Consider the following 7,865-nt stretch of genomic DNA (forward strand, 5'->3'; position numbering starts at 1 on the left):
CAACGGGCACCGGGACGGCTCGAAGCGCCGCGAACGCACGCACGCGGGCTCGTCCCGCTCCAAGAAATAGGGATGACGACGATGACGACGATGTCGCGCGAGCAGTACGCGAGCATGTACGGGCCCACGGTCGGCGACCGGATCCGCCTGGGCGACACCAACCTGGTCGTGGAGGTGGAGAAGGACTACAGCGAGGGCCACTACGGGGACGAGTGCCAGTACGGCGGCGGCAAGACCGCCCGGGACGGGATGTCCGCCGACCCGGCCTCGCTGAACGCGACCACGACCCTCGACACGGTCATCACGAACGTCGTGATCATCGACCCGATGCTGGGCGTCGTCAAGGGCGACATCGGGATCAAGAACGGCCGGATCGCGGGCGTCGGCAAGTCCGGCAACCCGCACACCCAGAACGGCGTCGACCGGCGCCTGATCATCGGGCCGGGCACCGAGGTGATCTCCGGGGAGAACCTCATCGCCACCGCGGGCGCGATCGACGCCCACGTCCACTTCATCGCTCCGCAGCAGGCACAGCACGCGCTGAGCAACGGCATCACCACGCTTCTCGGCGGCGGCACCGGCCCCGCCGACGGCACCCGCGGCACGACCTGCACGCCGGGCCCGTGGAACATCTCCCGCATCCTCCAGGCGTACGAGGACATCCCGGTCAACATCGCGGTCTACGGCAAGGGCAACGGCAGCCTGCCCGGCCCGCTGGACGAGCAGCTCAAGGCCGGCGCGTGCGGGCTGAAGGTGCACGAGGACTGGGGGACGACCCCGGCCGTCATCGACTGCGCGCTGCGGGTCGCCGACGACCACGACGTCCAGGTCTCCATCCACACCGACACCCTGAACGAGGCGGGGTTCGTCGAGGACACGATCAACGCCATCGACGGCCGGGCGATCCACACCTACCACTCCGAGGGCGCGGGCGGCGGCCACGCCCCCGACATCCTGCGGATCACCTCCGAGCCCAACGTCCTGCCGGCGTCGACCAACCCGACGCTGCCCTACACGGTGAACTCGGTGGACGAGCTGCTGGACATGACGATGGTCTGCCACCACCTCAGCTACGACGTCCCCGAGGACGTGGCGTTCGCCGAGAGCCGCGTCCGCGCCGAGACGATCGCGGCGGAAACGGTACTCCACGACCTCGGCATCATCAGCATCATCAGCTCGGACTCGCAGGCCATGGGACGGATCGGCGAGTCGGTCACCCGGGCCTTCCAGATCGCCCACCACTGCAAGGACCAGCGCGGCCCGCTGCCCGAGGACTCCGCGCGCAACGACAACACCCGCGTCCTGCGCTTCCTGGCCAAGGTCACCATCAACCCGGCCCGCACGTGCGGCATGACCGACGAGATCGGGTCGCTGGAGGACGGCAAGCTCGCCGACATCGTGCTGTGGCCGGTCCGCTCCTTCGGCGCGAAGCCGTTCATGGTCGTCAAGGGCGGGCTGATCAACTGGGCGCAGATGGGCGACCTGAACGCCTCGCTGCCCACCCCCCAGCCGGTGTACCTGCGGCCGACGTACGGGGGGTTCGGCAAGGCGCTGCAGAAGACCTGCGTGACGTTCATGTCGGACGCGGCCATCTCCGAGAAGGTGCCCGAGCGGCTCGAACTGGAGCGGCTCGTCCGGCCGGTGCGGCAGTGCCGCACCGTCGACAAGCGGCACATGAAGTACAACGCGACGGTGGCGGAGGTGCGGGTCGACCCGGAGACCTACAAGGTCACCGTGGACGGCGAGCCGGTCTCCATCAAGCCGGCGAGCAGCCTGCCGCTGAACCGGCTGCACTACATCGCATGACGCGTGCGGACACCGGAGAGCTGGAGGCGCTGCTGGCGCACCTCCAGCTGACCGACTCCGGTTTCCCGAGCGGCCTCTACACCTTGTCGCACGGGCTTGAGGGGCACGTCCAGCTTCGCCTGGCCGGGGCGGAGAACATCCGCGAACTGGTGTCGGACCTGGTGCGGGCGGCGGGCACCGCCGACGCGGCGGCGCTGGCGCTGGCGCACCGGGCGGTGACCGCGGAGGACTGGGACCGCCTTGCCGAGACCGACCGCAGGCTGCACGCGATCAAGCTGAGCCGGGAGCAGCGCAGGGCGTCGGTGCGCACCGGCCGGCAGGTCCTGGACTCGGCCGGCCCCGCGTTCGGCTCGGCCCCCGCGGCGCGGCTCGCGGAGCTCGTCGCCGCCGGGACGGCGCCCGGCAACCACGCCGTGGTCGTCGGTGCCGTGCACGCGGGGCTGGGGGTGCCCGTGGAGCGCGCCGTGGCCGGTGACCTGTTCGCCTTCGCCGCGAGCTGCTCCGCGGCGGCGGTGCGGCTCGGCCGGATCGACTTCCGGCGGGCGCAGGCGCTGCTGCGCGAGGTCCGGCCCGACCTCGTCCGGGCGGCCGGCGCCGCGCTGGCCGCCCAGGAGCCACGGGACCTGCACGCCACCCTGCCCGCCGCGGACGCGGTCTCGGCCGTGCACGAGCGGGCCGAGGCCCGGCTGTTCATCACCTGACCCGAGCACCGTCCGGAGGAAGCATGGAACTGGAACAGGTCTACAAGATCGGCATCGGCGGCCCGGTGGGGTCGGGCAAGACCGCCCTCATCGAAGCGCTGGTGCCCGTCCTGATCGCCCGGGGGCGCAGCCCCGGCGTCATCACCAACGACATCTACACGCAGGAGGACGCCGAGCAGGTCCGCCGCACGCTGGCGGGGACGCTGGACGCGGAGCGCGTCGTCGGCGTCGAGACCGGGGCGTGCCCGCACACCGCGGTCCGGGACGACCCGACGATGAACCTCGCGGCGGCGGCCGAGCTGCTCGACCGCTTCCCCGACATCGACGTGCTGCTGTTCGAGAGCGGCGGCGACAACCTCACGCTCACGTTCAGCCCGGCGCTGGCCGACGTGTACGTGTTCGTCCTGGACACCGCCGAGGGGGAGAAGATGCCCCGCAAGCGCGGGCCGGGCACCACCGACTCCGACCTCCTGGTCATCAACAAGATCGACATCGCGCCGTACGTGCGGACCGACCTGTCGGTGATGGAGCGGGACGCCCGCATGGTGCGCGGGACGGGCCCGGTCGTGCTGACCGACTGCCTCACCGGGACGGGCGTCAAGGAGGTCGCGGACTTCGTCCTCGAACGCAGGGACGCGCTGTGCTCACCCGCGTGACGGCCCCGCCGGACGCGCCGCCCGGCCCCGGGTCCGCCCTCGGCCGGACGGCGGCCGAGCGCTGCGCCCCCGGATGGCTGCCCGCCGAGGTGTCGCGCCACCGGGCCGAGCCCGACACCCTTCCCGTGGGGTCTCCGGGCAAGGTGGGGGTCTTGGAGCTGGGGTTCGGGACGTCCGGCGGCCGGACGGAGCTGACGTCCCAGTTCCAGAAGGCGCCGCTGCACATCACCCGTCCCCTGTACCCGGACAGCGCTCTATCCGGTATGCCGTACGTGATGTTCATGTCGTCCGGCGGGGGCGTCCTCCAGGGGGACCGGTACCGGATCGAACTCGACTGCGGGCCCGGGACGTCCGTCCACTTCGGCACCCAGACCGCCACGCGGCTCTACCGGATGGAACACAACTACGCCACGCAGGTCGTCGAGCTGAGCGCCGGGCCCGGCAGCTACGTCGAGTACCTCCCGCAGACCACGATCCCGTTCGGGGACTCGCGCTTCTACCAGCGGACGAGCGTCACCGCCGCACCGGACGCGACCGTGGTGCTGGGAGAGAAGCTGATGGCGGGGCGGCTCGCCCGCGACGAACGGCACGCCTACACCGCCTACTGCGCGGACCTGGAGGTCCAGAACACGGAAGGCGGGCTGCTGTTCGCCGACCCCGTCAGGCTCGTCCCAGAGGAACACGACGTGACCGGCCCGGCGGTCATGGGCGACTACGGGCTCATGGCGTCCATCTACGTCGTCACTGGCGCGAAGCCGCCGCAGGACGTGGCCGACGTCATGCACGAGACCATCCGCGGCACGGGCCTGCGTGGCGGCGCGAGCCTCCTGCCAGGCGAATGCGGAGCGTGGGCGCGGCTTCTCGGTGACCTCTCCCCTGAGGTGGATGCCGCGTTCCACCGGACGTGGGACGCCGTCCGCCGCCTCCTACTGGGCGTGCCCGCGTCCGGCCGGGGCGGGCGCCAAGCACAGCCCTAGGGACCTTCCGCAGGGGCCGCGAAATCGGTGGAAAAGGGGCCTTGTCGAAGCCGCCTTCCGGGCGGACCATGCAGGCAGCCGAGAAGGAGTCGGGGGCATGTTCCGCCGGGAGGCGCCATGAGCGAAACCCCCGAACCCACCGGCAAGGGCCCCGCAGAGCAAGGCGGCGCGCCCGTGGAGGGGACGGCCGGAGCCGCCGTCACCGGGACGTACAAGCTGGGGGTGAGCCGCCCCGACCTGCCGGTCACCGACCTGCCCACCCCGGAAGAGGTCTTCGGCGTCCGGCGGATCGGCCCCAAGGAGCTGGTCAAGTACGCGCTCGGCCCGAGCCTGATCGCGCTCGGCATCTCCATCGGCAGCGGCGAGTGGCTGCTCGGCCCGCAGGCGGTCGGCCAGTTCGGGTTCGAGGGCGTCGGCTGGATCATCCTCGTCTCCGCCCTGCTCCAGACCCTCTACAACATCGAGTGCTCCCGCTACGTGGTCGCGACCGGTGAGGCGCCCGTCGTGGGCTGGGGACGCGTCCCGCCCGGCTGGTTCCTGTGGGTGCCGATCTCGGTGTTCCTCGTCCTGTTCGCGTTCATCGCCGGCGGCTGGGCGGCCTCCGCGGGGGAGGGGCTGTACGCCCTCGTCCACGCCGAGCTCCCGCCCGAGGACGCCGAGGAACCGCGCCTCTGGGCGATCGCGCTGCTCGTCGTGGTGTTCCTGATGGCCGCCGCGGCCCGCCGCGTCTCCCGCACGCTGGAACTCGCCAACTGGATCATGATCGGCATCATCCTGATCACGCTCCTGGTCCTGTGCGTCGCCCTGGTGCCGTTCAGCGTCTGGTGGGACGGCATCACCGGCTTCGTCACCCCCGCCGCACCCCCGGAGGGGATCACCGCCACCCAGATCGGCGGGCTCGCCGGGTTCACCGCGCTCGCGTCCGGCCTCAACTGGTACGTGATGGGCCACTACCGGGACAAGGGCTACGGCATGGGCCACCGGGTCGGCTTCATCGCGGGCCTGCGCGGCCGCCGCGTCGAGATGCTGCCGAGCGGCGTGACCTTCCCCGACGACCAGAAGAACCGGGGCCTGTGGAAGCGCTGGTACCGGCTGCTGCTCACCGACATGTGGGCCGTCTTCTTCGCCGGCGCGATCATCGGCATGCTGCTGCCGACCATCCTGATGGCCCACGCGGTCGAGATCTCCGGCCAGGAGGTCACCCAGGAGAACGTCCCGACCTTCGTCGCCGGCGCCCTGGACGCCGAGTACGGCCGCTGGCTGTTCTACATCGCGCTGATAGTGGGCGTGCTGATCCTGTTCACCACCCAGCTCGGCATCTTCGAGGCGATGGTGCGCGTCACCACCGACGCCGCGCACGCCACCAGCCCCCGCCTGCGCGCCCTCCTCGAAGGCGACCCGCGGCGCTTCTACTACCCGTTCATGCTGCTGCTCCTGGTGGTCATCGGGGTCATCCTGCACCTCGCGCTCCCGGTGAGCCTGGTGCAGTGGTCGGCGAACATGTCGAACCTGGGCGCGCTGATCTTCCCGTTCATGCTCATGTACCTGAACAGCAGACTCCCGCGCCCGGCCCGCCCCCGCCCCTGGCACTACGTCATCCTGCTGCTGAACTTCCTGTTCTTCGGCTTCTTCTTCCTCAACTTCATAGCCGACTTCATAGGCGACCCCCTGGTCACCTTCTGACCCCACCCGTCCACGCCGCGCAGTACGGCACCACGTCCGCGCCCGGCCCTCGCTTCTGAAGCTCTGCGTCTGCCTCGGCTTATGGCGGGAGTTTGTGCGGGACGGCTAAAACGCGTCCGCCGGATGTTCGCTCGCGGGCATTGGCGGCGGCCCGGACGGGACTTACCGTGGCGCGACCCGGGTTCCCAGGAGGTACCTGCCGTGGTCCACCCCCGCCCCAAGTTCTGGCGCGGCCTCGCCGCTGCATGCCTCGCGGGAGCGGCGCTGAGCGCCGTGCCCGCCGTATCCGCCCATGCCGCCCCGCCCGCCGACGACCGGGTCACGGTCACCGTTGCCGGTTCGCCTGCGTACGACCTGACCGGGGAACTGTCCTCGGGTGCCATCGCCGTCCTCGACAACGTCGGCACATACGAGACCGACAAGATTCAAGGGACGGGCACGCTCCCCGGTACCAACGGCGGAACGGCGGAGGTCTCCTTCCAGATCGCCCGCAGCCTCTTCGGGCTGAAGGGCGACTTCACCCTCAAGGACCCTGGAGCCGGGGTGGAGATCTCCGCGAGGGTCAACGGCGGGGTCACCGTCCCAGAGCAGGCGACGGTGCGGTGGGAGGGGAACGGTACCGTCCGGCGCGGGGACGCCTCCGCGACCCGGCCGGTCACGTTCACGATCGAGGACCGGCGGCCCGACCCGGGTGACCACGCCATCCGCATCCCCCACGCCGGGCAGGCCCGGAACGCGATCCTCCGCCTGCCCGACGACTACGACGGCACCCCGCGGCCGGTGCTGTTCCACTTCCCCGGGCTCCTGGAGTGGCCCGGCGCCGCGGAGTTCTTCGGCCGGATGGCCGACTACGCCCAGACCCGCGGGTTCATCATGATCACGCCGGAGCACCACGGCATCGGCTGGCAGGGCGTCCCGGGCGGGGCGTCCTCGCCCGACGTGGACGACCCGGGCTTCGTGCGCCGCCTCCAGGACATCCTCGTCGAGCGCTTCAACGCCGACCCCGCGCGCCTGTACGCCTCGGGCATGAGCAACGGCGGCTTCTTCACCCACCGGATGGCCTGCGAGAACGACCGGTTCGCCGCCTATGTCGCCGTCGCCGGCCAGTTGACCGGCTCCGCCGCCTGCCACCCGAAGCGGCGCGTCCCGATCGTCATGATCCACGGGGACGGCGACTTCATCGTCCCCTACTCGACGGTGCGGCCGGCGCTCGACTTCTGGACGCGCCACAACGGCTGCGGCGACCGGGCCGTCGCCACGCGGCTGCCCGACATCGCCCCCGACGACAACACCACCGTCGTCCGCCACGACCACCCGGACTGCCCGCCCGGCACGCCCGTGATCCTCTACCAGATCGAGGGCGGCGGGCATAACTGGCCGGGCGGCATCCCGTTCCTCGGCCCGTTCCTGGGCGGGACGACCTACGACATCGATGCCAATGCCGTGATCTGGGACTTCGTCTCCCGCTACCGCCTCTCCTAGGGCGCCGCGGGCCGCCGCAGGTGGAGCATGCGGAAGACGGTGGCGGTGAGGTGGCGGCGCAGCGTCTCGTCGTCCAGGCCGGCGAGCCGCGGGTCCAGGCCGGCGATCATCAGGGCGCCGCTGACCATCGCGCTGTTCACCAGCGTCTCGGCGTCGGGGTCCGGGCCGGTCAGCACGGCCTCGATGCGCTCCTCCAGCTCGCGCAGCGGCGGCCGGCTCCGGACGAGCCGGCCCACCTGCGGATCGGTCATGATCATGGCGAACAGCCCGCGGTGCCGCACGACGAGGTCGACCACGCCCTCCAGCGCGACGCGAAGCCGGTCGGTGCGCCGCCGCCGCGCCTCGGCCGCCTCCGCCACGGCCGCCAGCTCCGCCAGCGCGGGCGCGATCACGGCCTCGACGATGTCCTCTTTGGAGTGGAACTGGTGGTAGACGGCGGCCTTGGTCACGCCCAGCTCGTCCGCGATCATCTGCAGCGAGGTGCCGCTGACCCCGTGCCGCATGAACAGCTCCATGGCGGCCGCCAGCAGACGGCTCCGAGCCGTTCCCACCCGCAACCC

7 protein-coding genes are annotated in these 7,865 nt (G+C 71.4%); 6 read left to right on the forward strand and 1 reads right to left on the reverse strand.

Features of this window, described 5'->3' with window-relative positions; all coding sequences use genetic code 11:
* The first annotated feature begins 81 nt into the window (after window positions 1–81).
* The 6 genes from ureC (at window position 82) to E1200_RS03750 (ending at window position 7,305) form a co-directional block, all read left to right on the forward strand.
* Complete coding sequence (ureC, locus tag E1200_RS03725; RefSeq protein ID WP_131950359.1) at window positions 82–1,806, forward strand: urease subunit alpha; 1,725 nt, start codon at window positions 82–84, stop codon at window positions 1,804–1,806.
* Window positions 1,803–2,507 carry an urease accessory UreF family protein gene (locus E1200_RS03730; RefSeq protein WP_131950350.1) on the forward strand — a complete coding sequence of 235 codons (705 nt, stop codon included), beginning with the start codon at window positions 1,803–1,805 and terminating at the stop codon, window positions 2,505–2,507. Before ureC ends, E1200_RS03730 begins: the two co-directional genes overlap by 4 nt.
* Before the next feature lie 23 nt (window positions 2,508–2,530).
* Complete coding sequence (gene ureG, locus E1200_RS03735) at window positions 2,531–3,163, forward strand: urease accessory protein UreG (RefSeq protein WP_131950351.1); 633 nt, start codon at window positions 2,531–2,533, stop codon at window positions 3,161–3,163.
* On the forward strand, window positions 3,148–4,140 hold the full coding sequence (locus E1200_RS03740; protein ID WP_243708322.1) for an urease accessory protein UreD: 993 nt from the start codon (window positions 3,148–3,150) through the stop codon (window positions 4,138–4,140). The genes ureG and E1200_RS03740 overlap by 16 nt, the downstream gene beginning before the upstream one ends.
* A gap of 117 nt (window positions 4,141–4,257) precedes the next feature.
* On the forward strand, window positions 4,258–5,823 hold the full coding sequence (locus E1200_RS03745; protein ID WP_165950186.1) for an Nramp family divalent metal transporter: 1,566 nt from the start codon (window positions 4,258–4,260) through the stop codon (window positions 5,821–5,823).
* Between the two features lie 201 nt (window positions 5,824–6,024).
* Entirely contained in the window at window positions 6,025–7,305 is a 1,281-nt protein-coding gene (locus E1200_RS03750; protein ID WP_131950352.1) for a hypothetical protein, read from the forward strand.
* On the opposite strand, the gene E1200_RS03755 is transcribed toward E1200_RS03750, so the two are convergent.
* Window positions 7,302–7,865, reverse strand: a 564-nt coding sequence (locus tag E1200_RS03755) for a TetR/AcrR family transcriptional regulator (RefSeq protein ID WP_243708323.1), incomplete at its 5' end; no start/stop codon positions are given. The genes E1200_RS03750 and E1200_RS03755 overlap by 4 nt on opposite strands.

The sequence above is a fragment of the Actinomadura sp. GC306 genome, assembly GCF_004348665.1.
Classification (GTDB): domain Bacteria; phylum Actinomycetota; class Actinomycetes; order Streptosporangiales; family Streptosporangiaceae; genus Spirillospora.

What these genes read in the sequence shown, in the direction of transcription:
- E1200_RS03730 (WP_131950350.1), top strand. Translation starts at nt 1,803, where the DNA reads ATGACGCGTGCGGACACCGGAGAGCTGGAGGCGCTGCTGGCGCACCTC.
- ureC (WP_131950359.1), top strand. Translation starts at nt 82, where the DNA reads ATGACGACGATGTCGCGCGAGCAGTACGCGAGCATGTACGGGCCCACG.
- ureG (WP_131950351.1), top strand. Translation starts at nt 2,531, where the DNA reads ATGGAACTGGAACAGGTCTACAAGATCGGCATCGGCGGCCCGGTGGGG.
- E1200_RS03745 (WP_165950186.1), top strand. Translation starts at nt 4,258, where the DNA reads ATGAGCGAAACCCCCGAACCCACCGGCAAGGGCCCCGCAGAGCAAGGC.